Source organism: Salmonella sp. A7 (assembly GCF_020181675.1).
Classification (GTDB): Bacteria; Pseudomonadota; Gammaproteobacteria; order Enterobacterales; family Enterobacteriaceae; genus Salmonella; species Salmonella enterica.
On the sequence record NZ_CP084001.1, the window covers coordinates 3,917,987 to 3,936,564 of the forward strand.

Here is an 18,578-nt window from a genome sequence, read left to right on the forward strand (position 1 = left end):
GTCAGCCAGGGAGGAAGCTAAAGAGATGAGTTTTACTTAACGGTTGATGACACGTATTCAGTAAGGTGATAAATTGTCCGACTGTTAACGTAAAAACAACAACACCTCGCTTTAGGCGACCTTTTCTCATACGTTATTTTCATGTTGGCGCCCGATTCCGTGTATATCACCGATAAATAACGACAATTACCCATGACAACACCATCCTGGCGGTCGCTTCGTATTAAGAAGTATCAGTTTTCTTTACGTCTTTTCTTGTTTCTCAACGCCGTGTCGGCGCTATTTACTCTCGTTTTCCCCCTTTATCAAATCAATGTATTTTGCACGCCAATGATTGGGATAATGGTCCTGAGCGTATTACTGTTGATATGGCATGGGAAATATGGACAAAAAAGAATTAATCTCCCCTTTATCTCCCTACTCTTTGGGGGAATATGGGCGGCGCATATTGCGCTAAAGTATCCGGCATTAGGCCATTATGATTTCTCTTTTTTACTGATTTCCCTGCTTAGCGTTCTGTTTATCGGCTCGATAGCCTTTGCCGCGAATATCGTCGCGTTTACGCTCTATTCGCTACCGCCAGTCGCGGTCTGCCTGTGGCTGAATGGTAATGAACAAGGTTTGCGAATTCTCTATTTGCTGGCCCTGCCAATGGTGGGAATCGCTATTCAACATGTTATCCAGAAACGCTACGATAACTTTGCCCAGCAGCTCATGTTTAAGCTGCTGGCCGAGCGGGAAACCCTCAATGGCCTGAGTATGCTTGATCCATTAACCGGCTTATATAACCGCCGTGGCCTGCAAAATCGGCTGGATACGTTACAGGCGCCGGGCAGCCATGAACACTACGTCCTGCTATTGGATATCGATCATTTCAAAGCGTACAACGATCACTACGGTCATATGATGGGCGATCAGGCGTTAATCCGCGTCTCAGCGGCAATTCGGGACGCCGTGCGATCGCGCGATGTCGTCTGCCGTTTTGGCGGGGAAGAATTTCTGGTGTTGCTGACCACCGCCGAACCACAGCAAGCCCGCGCTACCGCAGAACGTATCCGACAGGAAGTATACGATCTTAAAATCCCGCATATGTTTAACGAAAGCGTCGCCACCAATGTCACTGTCAGTATCGGCATTGCGCCCCTGACGGATCGCAATATCGGAGACGCTATCGAAAAAGCGGATAAAGCGCTCTACGAAGCCAAGCATCTTGGACGTAACCACATTCTGGTCAGCGACGACATGCGCGCCCTATGAATCCTGCTGGCGTAATCGTGCTACGCCAACAGCGTTAACCATAAACCGCTTGCCATCGTTTATCGCTATCGATAGGATTAGCAATCATTATCATTTAGATTAACATCATTAAACTGCGCTATGGCCTACCGTTCCGCACCGATTGCTGACGATATTATCTGGCGAGCTGCTCCCCAGCCGGAAGACGCCTCGCTGGCGGACGCAGTACGCGAGACGATCGCCTCTACCCGTGAGTACCTGTTGGACTTCATTCGGCTGGATGAAACGCCGCCGCCAACGGCGATGACTCTTGCCCAGTGGACGCGCCCCGCGACGTTTCGTTCATTGCTGGCCGCCTATTCCGATCACATCTATCGCCACACGCCAGGCCTGCCACGTGAAAATAAGCCGTTACTCTCCCTGTGGGCGCAATGGTATATCGGGCTGATGACGCCGCCGCTGATGCTGGCATTACTGACGCAAGCGCGCGCTATCAATGTCTCGGCAGAACATATTCACGTTGAATTTCATGAAACCGGGCGCGCCGCATGTTTCTGGCTTGATGTGCATCAGGATAACCTGACAACGGGGCGTTCCCCGGAAGAACGAATGGAAACGCTGGTAGTCTCCGCACTACAGCCGGTCATTCAGGCGCTGGAGGCGACTGGCGACATCAACGCGAAACTTATCTGGAGCAATACCGGTTATTTAATCAACTGGTATCTGACTGAGATGAAACCGCTGCTTGGCGAAGCCCTGCTGGCAACGCTACGCCAGCGCTGTTTTTTTGAAAAGCAGCTATCCGACGGTCAGGATAACCCGCTGTGGCGGACCGTCGTAATGCGCGACGGTCTTCTGGTACGCAGAACCTGCTGCCAACGTTACCGCTTACCTGACGTACAGCAGTGCGGCGACTGCACGCTAAAGTAAACTGCGTTACGTTGCCTTCAGTTATCGTCACGGCTTACTGCTGCTGGCCTGTCACATTATTATATTTACAGCGGCGCTCTCCGTATGCCAAATTACGTTTTGCCATTTTTGGGTCTACCGTGGCTATTGGTAAGGTCTCAGGAGAGAAGAATGAGTCTGCAATCTGTACGGCAATTTCTGGCCGATCATGCTCCCGATATTGAAATTATCGAATTAAATCAAAGTACAGCGACTGTCGAACTGGCAGCCAAAGCGCACAACGTAGAGCCTGGGCAGATAGCTAAAACGCTCTCGCTTAAAGTAAAAGACACTATTATCCTGGTGGTCGCTAAAGGCGATGCCCGCCTGGATAATAAGAAGCTTAAAAGCACTTTCGGCGCAAAAGCCCGTATGTTGAGCAGCGATGAAGTGGTCAATGCAACCGGACATCCTGTCGGCGGCGTATGTCCCTTTGGGCTGGAGCACCCGCTGCCCGTTTATTGCGACATCTCTCTGAAGGGGTATAACGAAGTATTGCCTGCCGCAGGCGCCACGCACAGCGCGGTACGCATCACGCCGGAAAGAATGGCTGAACTGACATCGGCGACCTGGGTTGACGTGTGCCAATAACGTGCCTGACACCCGGACTCCCCGAACAAGCACGGCGCATCCGGCACGGGCTATACCCGATGCTGGAGCGCGGTAGCATCTCCGGCGCGCAGATATAACAGAATATCCGCTGCATCGAGTAACCCGGCATCAGAACTCACGCCCAGCTTGGACATCACATTAAACTTATGCGCCCGGATAGTCTTAATGTTACGTTCTAACTGGACGGCAATTTGCGGCATTGAGTAGCCGTTCGACATAAAACGCAGAATCTCCCGCTCGGTTGGACTAAGCATACAATTCTGGTGAAGCTCCCAAAGATTATCTGTACGCTCCGTTGTCCGCCGGGCGCTATTAAGCGATGTAAATAAGGCATCCTGTAAAACATCCAACGGCGACGCTTTGCTGATGACCCCATCCAGCGGCAGCGGGGATAGCGCGCTGATTAAGCGGGCTTCAGCATCATCATCTGCAATCACCAGACGCCGCATATGGGGATAATTTATCGCCAGTTCCGTCAGGCTGGATAATCCTGTCCGGCGTTCAGTTCTTAACGCAGAAAGAGAAAAAATAACGGCAGAAAACGGCGTCTTTAGCGCAGCCTTATAAAACGCGGATGGTTTTGAAAAAATATGAAGCGTATGTCGGCAATCCGGCATTGCATCAAATAGCCCTTTAATACCAATGGTGCTCATCACGCATTTTTCTACGAGCGCAACATTTCTCTTGCTGATTCTGTTTTCCATTCCATGGTTTCTCCATATACCGAAGGTAGGTTCAATTCTCTGGCTCCCTGAGAACTGTTTATCCATGCATACATCTCTGCATTACTGTGTATTGATAAGCGTCGCATGGCGCTATTTTTTTGGGCGCTAATTGTTTTATTACTTTTTTTAAGTAATGCCGCAATTTGGTTAATGCCCCACCCTTTTCCTAAAAGGCGTAATACTTTTCGTTCAGACAGCGTAAGGACAATCGGCCTGTCGTGGGACTGCTGAATTTCAGACGGTACCTGAGGCGATAATAACGTTTTGCTTATTCTTTCTGAACGAGCGTTTCCCGCATGGATAACGCTAATAAGATTCTCGATTGGCTCTTCGTCTGAAAGCAAGGTGCTGACGGGGCCCATCAGGAGATCAACCGCATGTGGATAGCTGGATTTAGGAACCAGAAATACCCAATGTATGTCGCGATATTGCGAGAGTAAGCTATAAAAATATTCGCAGATAGCACGGGGAGAGGCATTGTTAACTGCTAAATCAGCAATAACTAAATTACTTCGACGTAGTTGTAGCAGCGTTAGCTCTTCTATCGTACGGCAATACGCCAGTTTATAATCGGGGAAATTACCTGTTATAGCCCCTTTAAGGCCTTCCTGTATAAGGGGGGTTTTACTGATAATAAGTCCATTTTTGCAGCATCCTGGCAGCATAATTCCTCCGCACCCACGCCGCCCCTTTTCATTGTCCCATTAATAAAAATACTATTAACAATGAGCGCAAAGAAATATAAGCCGAGTGGATTAATTATCCTTGTTTTATTTTTAAAAATATAACATTGATTGCGCTACAATCCACATAGCACAAAAACATGAAATCACTATCGCATAGTTACTCATAAAACCAGAAGCAAGACAATTAAATTAACTAAATTTGCACATTAGTAATTCTAACGAAACTCATCATATTAATAAATTTAAAATATGAGTTCGTCCTTCATTCATATTGCTGAATCCTGAAATAAAAGCCCAACAATACTGACTGTCACCCATAAAATCCATGTAATATCTGCAAATTACACTAAGTCACGCCTATTTTTACACCTGCTGCTCACGCCATTGTTGTAAAACGATTAATGCATGTCGTTGATAAAATTCACCACATCATTGATTCAAAAATGAACGGCCAGGCTGGCATAATGTCTCTATTCTGGAAACGGACATACGAGAACCGTCGCCCATAAGGATATCCTGCCTGTGACGAAGCGCACGTCTCAGGAAACTTATGCGTTGCGCCTGGCGGTTGACGTTTTTATCAACAAGAAATTGATCTTAACCAACGCCATCATGCCTGCGCTTCGTGTTAAAAAGGAAGCCTCTGTCATAGTGGCGGCGCATAAAATGTCTTTTCGGACAGGACGAGTCATGCAAGAAGAGCAATCAATTCAACGAGCAGTAACACGGTTATGTATTCAATGCGGGCTGTTTTTATTGCAGCACGGGGCGGAAAGCGCACTGGTTGATGAGCTTTCCACCCGCCTCGGTTTGGCGCTCGGTATGGATAGCGTCGAAAGCGCGATCTCCTCTAACGCCATTGTACTGACGACCATTAAAGACGGACAATGTCTGACATCGACACGTAAAAACCAGGATCGCGGCATTAATATGCACGTCGTCACGGAGGTTCAGCATATCGTTATCCTCGCGGAACATCGTCTGCTGGATTGCAAAGGCGTGGAAAAACGTTTTAGCCAGCTCCGCCCGCTGCGTTATCCGCGCTGGCTGGTGGCGTTTATGGTCGGTCTTTCCTGCTCCTGCTTTTGTAAGTTGAATAATGGCGGCTGGGATGGCGCGGTTATCACCTTTTTCGCCAGTATGATAGCCATGTATATTCGCCAGATGCTGGCGCAGCGGCATTTACATCCGCAGATCAATTTTTGCATTACCGCCTTTGTCGCTACCACGATTTCCGGGCTGATGCTCACCCTCCCCGCCTTTAGCCAAACGCCCACTATCGCCATGGCGGCGAGCGTACTGCTACTGGTGCCGGGCTTTCCGCTGATTAATTCCGTCGCAGATATGTTTAAAGGACATATTAATACCGGGCTGGCGCGCTGGGCTATCGCCAGCCTGTTGACACTGGCCACCTGTGTGGGCGTAGTGATGTCAATGACAGTATGGGGGCTACGAGGATGGGTATAATCGACTTTTTACTGGCGCTAATGCAGGACATGATCTTGTCTGCGATCCCCGCCGTCGGGTTTGCGATGGTCTTTAATGTTCCCCACCGGGCACTTCCGTGGTGCGCGCTACTGGGGGCGCTGGGTCATGGCTCGCGTATGCTGATGATGAGCGCTGGCTTTAATATCGAATGGTCGACGTTTATGGCTTCGCTGCTGGTCGGCAGTATTGGTATTCAGTGGTCACGCTGGTATCTCGCTCACCCTAAAGTGTTTACCGTCGCGGCCGTGATCCCGATGTTTCCGGGGATTTCCGCCTATACCGCGATGATTTCCGCAGTAAAAATTAGCCATCTGGGCTATAGCGAACCAATGATGATTACGCTGCTAACCAATTTTCTGAAAGCCTCTTCCATTGTTGGCGCGCTCTCAATTGGCCTCTCTGTACCGGGATTATGGCTGTACCGCAAACGCCCCCGCGTGTGATCGGTGGAACGCCTCCTGCTGTTCTTACGGGTCTGTGTGGTACTATAAAAACAGTCGCCCTTCTCGGTTGTTGTTCCATATTGAGAAACATTATGTCTTCCAGAATTTTAACGTCGGACGTCATCGGTATTGACGTCCTTTTACACGATCATCATGCTGTGCTGGCGAAGTCAACGGGCGGCGCAGTGGCGGTATTCGCTAATAATGCGCCTGCCTTTTATGCCGTGACGCCTGCACGCATGGCTGAACTGCTGGCGCTTGAAGAAAAGTTATCACGTCCGGGAAGCGATGTGGCGTTAGACGCGCAATTTTACGAAGAACCCGAAGCCGCCCCCGTTGCGATTCCCTGCGGAAAATTCGCCATGTATCCCGCCTGGCAACCGGATGCGGATTTTCAGCGTCAGGCTGCCCTTTGGGGCGTGGCGCTTCGGGAGCCGGTTACCGCAGAAGAGCTGGCGGCGTTTATCGCCTACTGGCAGGCGGAAGGTAAGGTTTTTCACCATATCCAGTGGCAGCAAAAGCTGGCGCGCAGCGTGCAAATCAGCCGTTCCAGCAATGGCGGAATGCCGCAGCGCGACATCAATAGCGTCAGCGAACCTGACAATCATATTCCACCAGGTTTTAGGGGGTAACGATGAAAAATGTTGGCGACCTGATGCAGCGTCTACAAAAAATGATGCCTGCGCATATTACGCCGGCGTTTAAAACGGGCGAAGAACTGCTGGCGTGGCAGAAAGAGCAAGGCGAGATCCGGGCGGCGGCGCTGGCGCGGGAAAACCGGGCAATGAAAATGCAGCGCACCTTTAACCGTTCCGGCATTCGACCGCTGCATCAGAACTGCTCGTTTGATAACTATCGGGTTGAGTGCGACGGACAAATGAACGCGTTAAGTAAAGCCCGACAGTACGTTGATGAATTTGACGGCAATATCGCCAGCTTTGTCTTTTCCGGCAAGCCGGGAACCGGTAAAAATCATCTCGCCGCGGCTATTTGTAATGAGCTGCTGCTGCGCGGAAAGTCGGTACTGATTATCACCGTAGCGGATATTATGTCAGCGATGAAAGACACGTTCAGCAATCGGGAAACCAGCGAAGAGCAGTTGCTTAACGATCTGAGTAACGTTGATCTGCTGGTGATCGACGAGATCGGCGTGCAGACCGAATCCCGTTATGAAAAAGTGATCATCAATCAAATTGTCGATCGTCGTTCCTCGTCAAAACGTCCCACCGGCATGTTGACGAACAGCAATATGGAAGAGATGACGAAAATGCTTGGCGAACGCGTCATGGACCGTATGCGTCTCGGCAACAGTTTATGGGTTAATTTTACCTGGGACAGTTACCGCAGCCGGGTGACGGGTAAAGAGTATTAAATTGCAACGTGCGCCAGGGCGATACAACGCCTGGCTGGCATAACACAGGTGATTACCATGAATACAGCGAAACATGTTCTGTGCTGCGCGGCGGTCGCCTGCGTACTGATTTCCACCAGCGGTATCGCCGCCTCCTGGCAGGATTCGCTTTCCAGCGCCGCCAGTCAGTTAAGCGCTCAGGGCGCGAACGCACAGCAGGGCGGGATGTCGCTTTCGGCGCTAACCGGTCTGCTCAGCAACGGCGCCCAGTCGCTCAGCGCTGATAATATGAATAATGCCGCCGGAATTTTGCAGTACTGCGCCAAACAGAAGCTGGCGTCCGCTACCAACGTGGAAAACGTTAAAAATCAGATTCTGAACAAGTTGGGGTTGGATACTACACAGCAGGAGCAGGACACTAACTACCTGAACGGCCTGCAAGGGTTGCTCAAGACGAAGGACGGCCAGCAGTTGAACCTCAATAATATCGGCAGTACGCCGCTGGCGGAAAAGGTGAAAACCAAAGCTTGCGATCTGGTGTTGCAGCAAGGGCTGAATTTCCTTTCCTGACTGCGTTTTTCTGACCGTGCGCCACGCTGGGACGTCCTGATAAAAGCCGTGTTTTGGCCCTTTACCCGCCAGCACGGCATTAACCCGACTTTTCCTTTCGTCTTTTCCTGTTATTAACCGCTATGTCAGGAAGTGATGACGATCAAAAAAACAACTTTCTAAACTCATTCTAAATAATAGCGCCGTGTAAAGTCATTAGAATTGCAGCAATGTGACATCGCTATTACATTGTTAGAAATTTTTTCCTGCCAGCGATAAGCCTGGTTTATTGAGGATCGTCAGTTGTCCGAGTTGCTCTCTGTCGCTCTGTTTCTCGCCTCTGTGCTGATATATGCCTGGAAGGCGGGCCGTAACACCTGGTGGTTTGCCGCCACTCTCACGGTGCTGGGACTTTTTGTCATTCTGAATATTACCCTGTATGCCAGCGACTATTTTACCGGCGACGGGATCAACGACGCAGTGCTTTATACGCTCACGAATAGTCTGACGGGAGCGGGAGTCGGCAAATATATTCTGCCGGGAATCGGCATTGCCCTGGCGTTAGTGGCGGTATTCGGCGCGCTGGGATGGGTACTACGCCGCCGCCGTCACCATCCTCATCATGTCGGTTACAGCCTGCTGGCGTTACTGCTGGCGTTGGGTTCGGTCGACGCCAGCCCGGCGTTTCGCCAGATTACCGAACTGGTAAAATCACAAATGCGCGATGGCGATCCGGATTTTGCCGTTTATTATAAAGAACCAGCAAAAACCATTCCTAATCCGAAGCTCAATCTGGTCTATATCTACGGCGAGAGCCTGGAACGGACCTATTTTGATAATGACGCGTTCCCCAATCTCACGCCAGAGTTGGGCGCGCTGAAAAATGAGGGGCTGGATTTCAGCCATACCATGCAACTGCCGGGAACGGATTACACCATCGCCGGGATGGTGGCTTCCCAGTGTGGTATTCCGCTGTTTGCGCCGTTTGAGGGCAATGCCTCAGCGTCGGTGTCCAGCTTCTTTCCGCAGAATATCTGCCTCGGCGATATTCTGAAAAACTCCGGCTACCAGAACTATTTCGTGCAGGGCGCTAACCTGCGTTTTGCCGGGAAAGACGTATTCCTGAAATCACACGGATTTGATCATCTGTATGGCGCTGAAGAGCTAAAAACGGTGGTGGCGGACCCGTCTTATCGTAACGACTGGGGCTTCTACGACGATACGGTGCTTGATGAGGCATGGAAGAAATTTGAAGCGCTTTCCCGCTCAGGCCAGCGGTTTTCGCTGTTTACGCTGACCGTAGATACTCACCACCCGGACGGGTTTATCTCACGCACCTGCAACCGTAAACGCTACGATTACGACGGCAAACCCAACCAGTCCTTTAGCGCCGTAAGTTGCAGCCAGGAAAACATCGCCGAGTTTATCAACAAAATCAAAGCGTCACCGTGGTTTAAAGATACCGTTATCGTCGTCTCTTCCGACCATCTGGCGATGAATAATACGGCCTGGAAGTACCTGAATAAGCAAGATCGCAACAATCTGTTTTTCATTCTGCGCGGCGATAAACCGCAGCAGGAGACGCTGGCGGTCAAACGCAACACAATGGACAACGGCGCAACGGTGCTGGATATTCTCGGCGGCGATAATTTTATCGGTCTGGGACGTAGCAGCCTTTCCGGGCAGTCGCTGTCGGAAGTGTTCCTGAATGTAAAAGAGAAAGTGCTGGCGATGAAGCCGGATATTATTCGCCTGTGGAATTTTCCAAAAGAGATAAAAGCGTTCACTATCGATCGGGACAAAAACATGATCGCGTTTTCCGGGAGCCACTTCCGCCTGCCGTTACTACTGCGCGTATCGGATAAGCGCGTCGAGCCGTTACCGGAAAGTGAATACTCCGCTCCGCTACGGTTCCAGTTGGCCGACTTCGCCCCGCGCGATAATTTCGTTTGGATCGATCGCTGCTACAAAATGGCGCAGCTATGGGCGCCGGCGCTGGCGCTCTCCACCGACTGGTGCGTCTCGCAGGGGCAGCTTGGCGGGCAGCAAACCGTACAGCATGTCGATAAAGCGCAGTGGCAGGGTAAGACGGCGTTTAAAGACACGATGATCGATATGGAACGCTACAAAGGCAACGTCGATACCTTAAAGATTGTCGATAACGATATTCGTTATAAAGCCGATAGCTTTATCTTTAATGTCGCGGGCGCGCCGGAGGAGGTGAAGCAGTTTAGCGGCATTTCCCGGCCGGAGTCCTGGGGCCGCTGGTCAAATGCGCAGTTGGGCGATGAGGTGAAGATTGAATATAAAAAACCGCTGCCGAAGAAATTCGATCTGATTATTACCGCCAAAGCCTTCGGCGATAACGCAGAGCGCCCGATCCCGGTACGCGTCGGCAACGAAGAACAGACGCTGGTGCTGGGTCACGATGTGTCCACTATCACGCTGCATTTCAACAACCCGACGGACGCGAATACCTTAGTCATTGCGCCGCCCGCTCCCGTCTCCACCAACGAAGGTAATATTTTGGGCCATTCGCCGCGCAAATTGGGGATTGGCATGGTGGAGATCAAAGTGGTGAATGTTGAGGGTTAAAAGAGAATGTCATATATGCCGGGTGGCGGCTGCGCCTTACCCGGCCTACACATCATCTTTATCAATAAACTGGCGCACAGGCCTGATAAGCGAAGCGCCATCAGGCACTGTATATGCTACACGCCCCTTTCTGTTAATAATCGAACTGACGGTAGTAACGACGAATATCCAGACTGTGGCCGGTATATTTCTCAAAGTGCGCCGCCAGTCGGTCAACTAACAATGTCGAAACAACACACGGCGCCATGATCCAGCGGAACTCATCATCAATACCGTCCAGCGCATACGCTTTCGGATCAATCACCACCAGGTTATCGGTAATCTGACTGGCGAAGCGCTCAACGCGTTCATCCAGCGCGCGGCATTTCCCTTCCCCTTTCACCAGAATGAGCGGCACCTCTTTTTCCAGCAGCTCCAGAGCGCCGTGGAAAAATTCCGCAGAGCTGACGGGGCGCGTGCGCTTCCACTGCATCTCTTCCAGGATACACATGGAGAACAGATAGACCTCGCCCCACATCTCCGCGCCGCCGACCCACATCATATAATCGCTGTTATGATAACGGCTGGCGATAGCATCAGCCTGCGGATCAAATTTTTGTTTCGCTTTCAGCAGATTCGCCGGCAGAATTTCCAGTTGGCTGGCGAAGCGATCGTAACTGGCGAATTCGTTATTGCGCGACAGCACGCGGAAAAACAGCCAGTACAGCAGCATATATTCATATTCCACGCCATTTTTGTGACGCATCGGAATATGCCATGTCGCCGCCTGCGCCAGCGGAGAGTCCGCATTTTTGGTAATGGCGACTACGCGTATTCCCTGCACTTTACACCACTCGGCGATCGCCACCGATTCTTTGGTATCACCGGATTTAGACAGCGTAACAACCACAGAGTCTTTATTCAGCCGCTTATTTCCTTTATGAATTAATTCTGCCGCCTGCTCAACATAAACCGGCAACGTTGTTAATTCTTTGGCAAATTCATTAATTGCCATCATTGGCGCCAGTGAACCGCCAACAGAGGCGAAAAATAAAGAACTGAACCTGTCCTGATAAATCTCGTCAGCAACCTGTTCTGCCTTCTGGCGCGCAGCGATGATCTCACGAGCACTCGTCAGGTACTCGTCCTGATTAAAACCCAACATATTTTTCTCCTGATTGTTCAGATTTTACTTTTTAAAACGCGATCGAAATCGTCAAAAATGCGTACCGAAAGGTCGATGCCTTTCAGTGAGGCGATATGAAACGCCATGAGTTGTACCGGCACAATCAACAGCAATGGCGAGAAATGGTGATCAACCGCTACATCCAGCGCAAGCGTCTGGTCATCCTGCGCCGCCTTCGCCAGCGTGAGAGTAAAGGTTTTGGCGACCGCAGGCGTCATATACTCCCGTAGCACCCTGGAGCGCGCGTCGGGCCGGTCCTCAAAGAAGAACATCACATGTTCCGCATTGGCTTCCAGATACGGGCCGTGCATATAGGCTTCCAGCTCAAACCCGCTTGAGGGAACACGCACCGTCTCGGTAAATTTAGTTTCCAACTCTTTTGCCACCCCAACCAGCGCGCCGTAGCCTATCGCCACAAAACGCGTCCCGTTTCGTAAAACGGACTGGTGCTGGTGAATAAACGCTTCCGTACGCACGATAACCAACGGCAGGGTTGCCGCGATGCGTTGAAGCTGCGCCACATACTCCTCGACCTGCGATTCCGTCAGTCGCTGCTGCTGACGGGCAATTAACAACGCGATAAGCAACAGATTCAGTACCGTCGCGCTAAATCCACGGGTAACAAAGCCGACGGACTCAATCCCGGTCAGAATATCCAGTGGATAATCGCTGGCCTTGCCAAAAGGGCTTTGCGGATCGGCGGTCAGAGCGAATACCGGACGTCCCTGCGCCTGAACTTTACGCATCGCCTCCAGGGTAGAAGCGCTTTTCCCGCTCTGGGAAATAGCAATAACCATATCGGCTTGCGGATCGCTATTCTCATACTGGCTAAAGGTGTACGGCTCTTTAATATCGATAGAGATACCGCAGCGCTCAAAGAAATAACGGGCGCAAAAGGCGGCATTCAATGACGATCCGGTGGCTAATATCAGGATTCGTCGTAACGTTTTTTGGCTGGCGAACCGCGATACTTCTTCCAGCGACTGGCGATGGCGGAGAATAATATTCGCCAGGACGTCAGACTCTTCGTTAATATAGGTCAGCATGGTTGGTGACATTGTGTATCCCTCTTAAAATAACCCTATCCAAGAACCGAAAATTCCCACCAGCGCAATACCGCCAATGATGGTTAACGGTTTCACTTTTTTCCCTAACAGCCAGTACACAATGGCGAAGCTAATTAACGGCAGCAGACAAGGCATGATGTCGTTAATAATGTCCTGAACATGGGTTTTCGCCTCTCCCGTACCAAACGTAATGGGAATGGTGATATCAATCATGGAGGCCGTCATCGCGCCAACCACCATCAGACCGATAATCGAGGCGCCATAGGTTAGGCTTTCCATCATTCCGCTTTGCTGAATACGTTGCAGTACGCCGGTTCCCAGCACATAGCCCCAGCGGGTAAAGAACCATCGGGCCAGAATATGCGGTACGTTAAACACCAGCAGAAATAAAATCGGCCCCAGAATATTGCCTTTCAGCGCCAGACTGGTACCGATGCCAGTGGCGATAAGACGCAATGTTCCCCAGAAAAAAGAGTCGCCAATACCCGCCAGCGGCCCCATTAACGACGCTTTGACGTTATCGATAGAACTGGCGTCCATCTCTTTTTGCTGGCTATTTTTCTCCTCCATCGCCACGGTAATACCGAGGATCAACGTCACAATGTGCGGCGTGGTATTAAAGAAAGCCAGATGGCGTTTTAGCGCTTCGGCAAGATCTTCTTTTCGGCTATACAGTTTCTTTAATACCGGAATGAGCGTATAGACGAACGCCAGGTTCATTTGTCGTTCATAGTTCCAGGAAAACTCCATCTGGAATGACCGCCAGAAGACGCGGCGTAAATCACGCGCGGTGACCAGACCAGTGGTTTCCGCCTGCTGGCGGTCTTTATCAGAAATCATCTTCATCGTCATGAGACGCTCCTTGCGCAGGTGCCGGTTGCGAGGCCGCAAATTTCGGCATATTGACCATCACGACGGCGACGATCGCGCCGAGAATCGCAATACCCGTCACCGGAATTTTTAAATACGCCATTAAAACAAAACCGAGGAAAAAATAGGGGGCGACCTTTTTATTAATTAATAAGCGCGCCAGCATGGCAAAACCCAGCGCGGGAATAATACCGGTGGCAACGCTTAATCCATGTTTAATAAACTCTGGAATGGCATCCAGAAAACCTTTAACCATATTCACGCCCGCTAAATAAGAGACCGTGACGATAATCCCCAACGTCAGCGACAGCCCAATGCCGGAGATTAAATGCATACGCTCAATGCCCCGGGTATCCCCTACCTCAGCGTAAGCATCGGCTTTATGACAGAGCAACGGAATAAACATTCCGTTATAGATATTTTTCACAATTAACGCCAGTGTCGCGATAGGCAAACCTAATAACAGCGCGGTTTCCGCCCCGGCGCCGGAATTAATCGCAAAGGCCACACCTAAAATACCGCCAGTGACCACATCCGGCGGCAGCGACGCACCCACCGAAAAGGAACCGATAAACGCCAACTCCAGCGTCGCGCCCATCACAATTCCGGTTTCCATGTCGCCCAGCACCAGTCCGGTTAACAGTCCGGTCACGATAGGTCTGGAAATCAGCGACGTCCCTAATGCATATTCAGACTGGGCGATAAACGCCACCAGTCCAAGTAAAAGCGCCTCTACCATAATATGTCCTCAGGAGGGTATCCGCTCAGGCAAAAAGTTGTTTACGATCGTTAGGCACCAGCCGAATTTCTATCTCTACTCCGCCAGCCGCCAGCTCCCGAAGTTGAGTCATTTCATCCGCTAACAGATTGATGGCTTTAGCAATATTCTGACTCCCTTCACGCACCTTCGTGCCGCCTAAATTAATACTTTTAATGTCGGGTAATTCGCGCGCCAGCCGGTACGCATCCGCCACGGATTCAACAACAATAAAAAGTTTATATTTATCGGTAACGCCGCTTTTTATCGCTTCAATTGAATCGGCAATATTTTTAATAACCAGCTTCACCGCGGGCGGCTTCGCCATTTTAATGGTGGTTTTACGCAGGTCATCATTAGGTACGCTGTCGTTGGCAATTAAAATACAGTCGGCGCCAACGTACTGCGTCCAGGAAAAGGCGACCTGTCCATGTAATAAACGATGATCCACCCGTAAAAAAACAATCATGACGCTTCCTCCCCTTAAAAATCTTTATCGCTTTGCATGGCGCTGGTGATAGTTTGATTGCAGTACTGAATATTTTCTTTTGAATCCGCTAACGCCGTCATTATGGTATGCGTGGTATTGCCATCGTTTTCCGACATAAAGAGATCGATAACCAGCGGCAGGTTAATCCCTGCCAGCAGATGAAAATTTTCCCGTGATAAATAACGGACAAATTCATTATTCACGCTGCCGGCAAAAATATCGGTCAGCGCAATAATTTCATCTTCCGGCGGGATCCGGGCAATTAGCGTATCTACCTGCTGGCTTAAATCCACGCTCTCTTCAACGTAAGCGCACAGCGTCCAGACATTTGACCGTTTGCCTAAAATCAGCTCCACGGAGTTTAAAACCCCGCTGGCCAGCGTGCCGTGGCTGGCGAAAATATAATGTCTCTTCATCCTGACCTCTAAAACACATTCCACTGTGATAAAAGAGAGCAAGCGGCGTGCCAGAAAAAGTGGCGCGCCGAAAAAAGATGCGGGTTAACAGAGAGGAATCGTTAAAACTGTTGATCTTGCTCGATAAGTTCTGTTTCGAAGGTCAGGATATTATGGATATAGCCAAGCTCGGCGGTGGGGATTTTGACACTGTAGTTACTCTCAATGACACTAAACGCTTCCCGTAGCCGATTCAGTTCCTGTTCCGGACACTGTTGTCCACTATAAGCAGTAATGCCCGCATGGCGGATCAGACGCTCAATCAGGCAACTAATATGCACATAGAGCGCCACCTTTCTTTCATTCGAGACGGTAACGCCCGCCAGATGCTCATAGCGCAGCAGAAACTGCTCAACGTGGTTGATGACTTTACTGGTGTCGAGGATGGTGACGGATTCGATCACTCGTCGGAGCGAGAAGTTTTTCAGCAGCAGGTTATTGATCTCCGCCACCTGCTCCGGCGTGGTCAGCGAACCAAACAGCCGCATCAGGTAGTGATTCCCCTCGCCGGAGATCAGCGAGTCGAGCGAAATCCACGGCACGCTGGCGATGTGCGGGTCCAGAGTGCCGACTATCGCCAGTACGTCGTAGCGCATAAATACCGGCTCCTGGGTTTTATTGCTCGCCAGCATCGCATAATCGCAGGCGACGACGTCAATCTCCAGCGCCTGCGGAATACTGGCGCTCAGTAATGCGCAAAGATTCGTCGCCACACCGATACCGGTCGCGCAGGTGGTCAGTATGGCGCGCGGTTTGTTGCTTTTCGGCCAGTAGAGCTGATACTCGACCGGCACATCCCGGGCGATATCGCGGGCGATCTCTTCAATAAAATGCCCCTGTAAAATACGCTCCCCGACATACAGGGCCATGCTGGTCGAGACGTTGTTGATAATCGTCACCGGCGTGGAAAGCGCGCGATCAAAATGACGATGAATGGCCTTGAGCGATCCCATATCCACCAGAATCATCAGGCCAGAGGCGAGCGGGTGCCCTTCCAGATAGCGCATCACCTGCTGCGCTATCGCCTCCGGCGTGACGTCCAACGGCATATCGAACGATTCAAAAATCGTATTTTTCAGTAACCGGTTGGCGACGTTGGCGATACTGCTGGCGGTGGCATAGCCGTGCGCCAGAATCACCGCATGCGTCACCTGTTTTTGGTTGTTAGCCCCCTGTTTATGCAGCCAAAGCGCCAGCAGCAGCATATCAATGCGTCTCGGCTCCAGATCCAGCTTCTGGCCCAGCGTCTCCAGAATTTGTAAACAGAAGCTGTACAGCAGCGGATATTTCTGGGCGAGGAAGGCGTCCAGTTGGCGGATCTGCTCGCTGTTGAGACGAGAAGGCGCCAGTGCGGTACGATGGATTAAATAGTGGCTAAGCGCGTAAATACAGTTGCCGTTAAGCTGCATATTGAAACGCTTCTCCAGACGATAAAACTCTTCCCGCACCTGGCTTGTAATTAACAGCAACCGCTGGGAGTGCACATTATCGTCGCCGGTAAAAATCAGACGATCGAAGAGAGCTTCAATTTCATCGCCCATTCTTTTTTGTACCGTCTCCCACCCCTCTTTCCCGCTACGTACCAGCTCGTACAGCGCCAGCACATGACACTGCGTATCATGGATCATGCCCTGCATCTCGTCGCGGGCGCGCAGCAGCCAGGTCAGGTTCGTGTCGGGCGTGATGCTCACCGGCGTGTCGTCCGCCAGCGATTCATTTAGTGACGGCAATGCCGACAGCATGGCATCCGGCAGATCGTGCAGCGACACGGTAACGGTTTCCTGCCCAGGCTTTTTCGCCCATGCCGTCGCCACCGCATACTTCACCACATTTTTCAGTTCGCCGACGTTGCCGCGATAAACATACTGATTGAGGATCTGCAACAAACGCGGTTTGAGGATAAGCGTGGCCGAGAGTTTTTTCGCCTCCGTCCAGAAAAACAGTAAGATCAGCGCCTCTTTTTCCTGGCGGCTGCGGTGCTGGAGATCCGGCAGGTTGACCTGAATCGGGATGCGCCGCAAAAATGTCGTCAGAAAGGTACTGTGTATCTCTTCGGTCGTCGCAAATACCAAACGTACCGAAACCGGATGCCCCTGCGCGGTGTCGCCTACCCGATAAATTTCACCACGATCGAGCCAGGTAAAGAGCTTCTCCTGCCCTTCGGCGCTCAGCCGGTGGACTTCATCCAGAAATAACATGCCGCCGTCAGCCGCCTCGAACGCGCCCGGTCTGTCGCTCTGCGCGCCGGTAAACGCGCCCTTCACATAGCCAAAAAGATTCGCCGCCAGCAGTTCGGGATTGCTCGCATACTGGGCGCAATTAAAACTGATAAATGGCGCATCCGGCGACAGAAGCGCCTGGGCGATGGCATATTCGTGCATGAGCTGCGCCAGATAACTTTTCCCGGTGCCGCTTTCGCCGGTCATCAGTAGCGGCAGTCCGCCGTCGGGATAAAAAAGCGCGGTTTTCAGTTGCTCAATCGGGCGCTTCAGGCTTTCGTTATGGCCAATCAACAGGGAAAAGTGATCGTCCGGCGCGCACTCCTGTTCCCCGTGCGCTAACAGCTCCGCGACGCTGGCGTATTCATTACGCGAAAGGGTAAAAAACTGTTGGCTAAATGCCTGCTTATGCAGGAAATAGACGGGACGGGTATTGATTTTGCAGAGCACGCCCTGCGCCACCAGTTGGTTCAGATAATGGCTGGCGGTATTGCGCTGCATATTAAAACGCTGCGCCAGATAGCGCGCGGTAAACACCTCACTGACATTTTCCGGATCAAAAAAATCCGTTTGGTTCATCAGGAAAGCAAGCAGGGCATCTTTGCGCATCGTATCCTCTCACGATTATCACATCAGCAATTATGATGCCGCGAAACAAGGCTCTCCTGTCGTGCAATCTCTTGCTTTATTCATTTTTTGTGGATCACCGCACACCTTCACTCAACGTTGGATTAGCGCGCGATATCAGAAAAGAGAGGAGGAAGCGGCGCACGGCCTGGCGTATAAATCACGCTGCGCCATGCGCCTGATGCTGGTTTAAAATCGGCCTGCGCGGACTGCCAGGCCTGATAAGCGAAGCGCCATCAGGCAAAAGTGTGAGCATCTCATTCGGCCTACGGTCATCTGTAGGCCGACTGTTCAC

General features: G+C 51.1%; 18 protein-coding genes and 1 pseudogene. 10 read left to right on the forward strand and 9 right to left on the reverse strand.

Annotation, left to right across the window (positions count from 1 at the left end):
* Positions 1-192 precede the first annotated feature (192 nt).
* From LCS67_RS19110 to LCS67_RS19120, 3 genes are all read left to right on the forward strand, one after another.
* The gene (locus LCS67_RS19110; protein WP_000211204.1) at positions 193-1,257 is read left to right on the forward strand and encodes a GGDEF domain-containing protein; all 1,065 of its coding nucleotides are present in this window, start codon (positions 193-195) and stop codon (positions 1,255-1,257) included.
* Positions 1,258-1,377: 120 nt separating this feature from the next.
* Positions 1,378-2,166 (forward strand): siderophore-iron reductase FhuF, encoded by a 789-nt coding sequence (gene fhuF / locus LCS67_RS19115; protein ID WP_000331537.1) that lies wholly within the window; start codon positions 1,378-1,380, stop codon positions 2,164-2,166.
* A gap of 150 nt (positions 2,167-2,316) precedes the next feature.
* Positions 2,317-2,775 carry a YbaK/EbsC family protein gene (locus LCS67_RS19120; protein ID WP_000058271.1) on the forward strand — a complete coding sequence of 153 codons (459 nt, stop codon included), beginning with the start codon at positions 2,317-2,319 and terminating at the stop codon, positions 2,773-2,775.
* Between the two features lie 50 nt (positions 2,776-2,825).
* On the opposite strand, the gene bglJ is transcribed toward LCS67_RS19120, so the two are convergent.
* Positions 2,826-3,500 carry a DNA-binding transcriptional activator BglJ gene (gene bglJ / locus LCS67_RS19125; RefSeq protein WP_000431546.1) on the reverse strand — a complete coding sequence of 225 codons (675 nt, stop codon included), beginning with the start codon at positions 3,498-3,500 and terminating at the stop codon, positions 2,826-2,828.
* Complete coding sequence (locus LCS67_RS19130) at positions 3,461-4,186, reverse strand: response regulator transcription factor (protein WP_000936659.1); 726 nt, start codon at positions 4,184-4,186, stop codon at positions 3,461-3,463. Before LCS67_RS19130 ends, bglJ begins: the two co-directional genes overlap by 40 nt.
* Before the next feature lie 711 nt (positions 4,187-4,897).
* Between LCS67_RS19130 and LCS67_RS19135 the strand changes: the two genes are divergently transcribed.
* The 6 genes from LCS67_RS19135 to opgB all read left to right on the forward strand — a co-directional run bounded on the left by LCS67_RS19135 (position 4,898) and on the right by opgB (position 10,633).
* Positions 4,898-5,674, forward strand: coding sequence for a threonine/serine ThrE exporter family protein (locus tag LCS67_RS19135; protein ID WP_001665630.1), 777 nt, complete (start codon positions 4,898-4,900; stop codon positions 5,672-5,674).
* Complete coding sequence (locus LCS67_RS19140; RefSeq protein ID WP_000511329.1) at positions 5,665-6,138, forward strand: threonine/serine exporter; 474 nt, start codon at positions 5,665-5,667, stop codon at positions 6,136-6,138. The genes LCS67_RS19135 and LCS67_RS19140 overlap by 10 nt, the downstream gene beginning before the upstream one ends.
* A 92-nt stretch (positions 6,139-6,230) precedes the next feature.
* Positions 6,231-6,770, forward strand: a complete 540-nt coding sequence (dnaT, locus tag LCS67_RS19145; RefSeq protein WP_000098578.1) for a primosomal protein DnaT — start codon at positions 6,231-6,233, stop codon at positions 6,768-6,770.
* 2 nt (positions 6,771-6,772) lie between these two features.
* Entirely contained in the window at positions 6,773-7,510 is a 738-nt protein-coding gene (gene dnaC / locus LCS67_RS19150; RefSeq protein WP_000799924.1) for a DNA replication protein DnaC, read from the forward strand.
* Between the two features lie 57 nt (positions 7,511-7,567).
* A complete protein-coding gene (locus LCS67_RS19155; RefSeq protein WP_001090316.1) occupies positions 7,568-8,059 on the forward strand; it encodes a DUF2501 domain-containing protein in 492 nt (163 codons plus the stop codon).
* A gap of 282 nt (positions 8,060-8,341) precedes the next feature.
* Positions 8,342-10,633 carry a phosphatidylglycerol--membrane-oligosaccharide glycerophosphotransferase gene (opgB, locus tag LCS67_RS19160; protein WP_001292720.1) on the forward strand — a complete coding sequence of 764 codons (2,292 nt, stop codon included), beginning with the start codon at positions 8,342-8,344 and terminating at the stop codon, positions 10,631-10,633.
* A gap of 133 nt (positions 10,634-10,766) precedes the next feature.
* Here opgB and LCS67_RS19165 read toward each other — a convergent pair whose 3' ends face one another.
* The 7 genes from LCS67_RS19165 to LCS67_RS19195 form a co-directional block, all read right to left on the reverse strand.
* Positions 10,767-11,777, reverse strand: a complete 1,011-nt coding sequence (locus LCS67_RS19165; RefSeq protein WP_000900319.1) for an SIS domain-containing protein — start codon at positions 11,775-11,777, stop codon at positions 10,767-10,769.
* 17 nt (positions 11,778-11,794) lie between these two features.
* Complete coding sequence (locus LCS67_RS19170) at positions 11,795-12,856, reverse strand: SIS domain-containing protein (RefSeq protein WP_000075418.1); 1,062 nt, start codon at positions 12,854-12,856, stop codon at positions 11,795-11,797.
* A 12-nt stretch (positions 12,857-12,868) separates the two neighbouring features.
* Positions 12,869-13,717, reverse strand: a complete 849-nt coding sequence (locus tag LCS67_RS19175) for a PTS system mannose/fructose/sorbose family transporter subunit IID (RefSeq protein ID WP_000178065.1) — start codon at positions 13,715-13,717, stop codon at positions 12,869-12,871.
* The gene (locus LCS67_RS19180; RefSeq protein WP_000228866.1) at positions 13,695-14,474 is read right to left on the reverse strand and encodes a PTS mannose/fructose/sorbose/N-acetylgalactosamine transporter subunit IIC; all 780 of its coding nucleotides are present in this window, start codon (positions 14,472-14,474) and stop codon (positions 13,695-13,697) included. The genes LCS67_RS19175 and LCS67_RS19180 overlap by 23 nt, the downstream gene beginning before the upstream one ends.
* 25 nt (positions 14,475-14,499) lie before the next feature.
* Entirely contained in the window at positions 14,500-14,961 is a 462-nt protein-coding gene (locus LCS67_RS19185; RefSeq protein WP_000634729.1) for a PTS sugar transporter subunit IIB, read from the reverse strand.
* Between the two features lie 14 nt (positions 14,962-14,975).
* Positions 14,976-15,398, reverse strand: a complete 423-nt coding sequence (locus LCS67_RS19190; protein ID WP_000820693.1) for a PTS sugar transporter subunit IIA — start codon at positions 15,396-15,398, stop codon at positions 14,976-14,978.
* A 101-nt stretch (positions 15,399-15,499) separates the two neighbouring features.
* Positions 15,500-18,265 carry a sigma 54-interacting transcriptional regulator gene (locus LCS67_RS19195; protein ID WP_001224220.1) on the reverse strand — a complete coding sequence of 922 codons (2,766 nt, stop codon included), beginning with the start codon at positions 18,263-18,265 and terminating at the stop codon, positions 15,500-15,502.
* 136 nt (positions 18,266-18,401) lie between these two features.
* On the opposite strand from LCS67_RS19195, the pseudogene LCS67_RS19200 reads away from it, so the two are divergent.
* Positions 18,402-18,476, forward strand: a pseudogene (locus LCS67_RS19200) (GNAT family N-acetyltransferase); the annotation flags it as partial.
* Between the last annotated feature and the right edge of the window lie 102 nt (positions 18,477-18,578).

Coding starts and splice junctions, on each gene's coding strand:
- LCS67_RS19110 (WP_000211204.1), top strand. CDS start 193: ATGACAACACCATCCTGGCGGTCGCTTCGTATTAAGAAGTATCAGTTT.
- fhuF (WP_000331537.1), top strand. CDS start 1,378: ATGGCCTACCGTTCCGCACCGATTGCTGACGATATTATCTGGCGAGCT.
- LCS67_RS19120 (WP_000058271.1), top strand. CDS start 2,317: ATGAGTCTGCAATCTGTACGGCAATTTCTGGCCGATCATGCTCCCGAT.
- bglJ (WP_000431546.1), bottom strand. CDS start 3,500: ATGGAAAACAGAATCAGCAAGAGAAATGTTGCGCTCGTAGAAAAATGC.
- LCS67_RS19130 (WP_000936659.1), bottom strand. CDS start 4,186: ATGCTGCCAGGATGCTGCAAAAATGGACTTATTATCAGTAAAACCCCC.
- LCS67_RS19135 (WP_001665630.1), top strand. CDS start 4,898: ATGCAAGAAGAGCAATCAATTCAACGAGCAGTAACACGGTTATGTATT.
- LCS67_RS19140 (WP_000511329.1), top strand. CDS start 5,665: ATGGGTATAATCGACTTTTTACTGGCGCTAATGCAGGACATGATCTTG.
- dnaT (WP_000098578.1), top strand. CDS start 6,231: ATGTCTTCCAGAATTTTAACGTCGGACGTCATCGGTATTGACGTCCTT.
- dnaC (WP_000799924.1), top strand. CDS start 6,773: ATGAAAAATGTTGGCGACCTGATGCAGCGTCTACAAAAAATGATGCCT.
- LCS67_RS19155 (WP_001090316.1), top strand. CDS start 7,568: ATGAATACAGCGAAACATGTTCTGTGCTGCGCGGCGGTCGCCTGCGTA.
- LCS67_RS19165 (WP_000900319.1), bottom strand. CDS start 11,777: ATGTTGGGTTTTAATCAGGACGAGTACCTGACGAGTGCTCGTGAGATC.
- LCS67_RS19170 (WP_000075418.1), bottom strand. CDS start 12,856: ATGTCACCAACCATGCTGACCTATATTAACGAAGAGTCTGACGTCCTG.
- LCS67_RS19175 (WP_000178065.1), bottom strand. CDS start 13,717: ATGACGATGAAGATGATTTCTGATAAAGACCGCCAGCAGGCGGAAACC.
- LCS67_RS19180 (WP_000228866.1), bottom strand. CDS start 14,474: ATGGTAGAGGCGCTTTTACTTGGACTGGTGGCGTTTATCGCCCAGTCT.
- LCS67_RS19185 (WP_000634729.1), bottom strand. CDS start 14,961: ATGATTGTTTTTTTACGGGTGGATCATCGTTTATTACATGGACAGGTC.
- LCS67_RS19190 (WP_000820693.1), bottom strand. CDS start 15,398: ATGAAGAGACATTATATTTTCGCCAGCCACGGCACGCTGGCCAGCGGG.
- LCS67_RS19195 (WP_001224220.1), bottom strand. CDS start 18,265: ATGCGCAAAGATGCCCTGCTTGCTTTCCTGATGAACCAAACGGATTTT.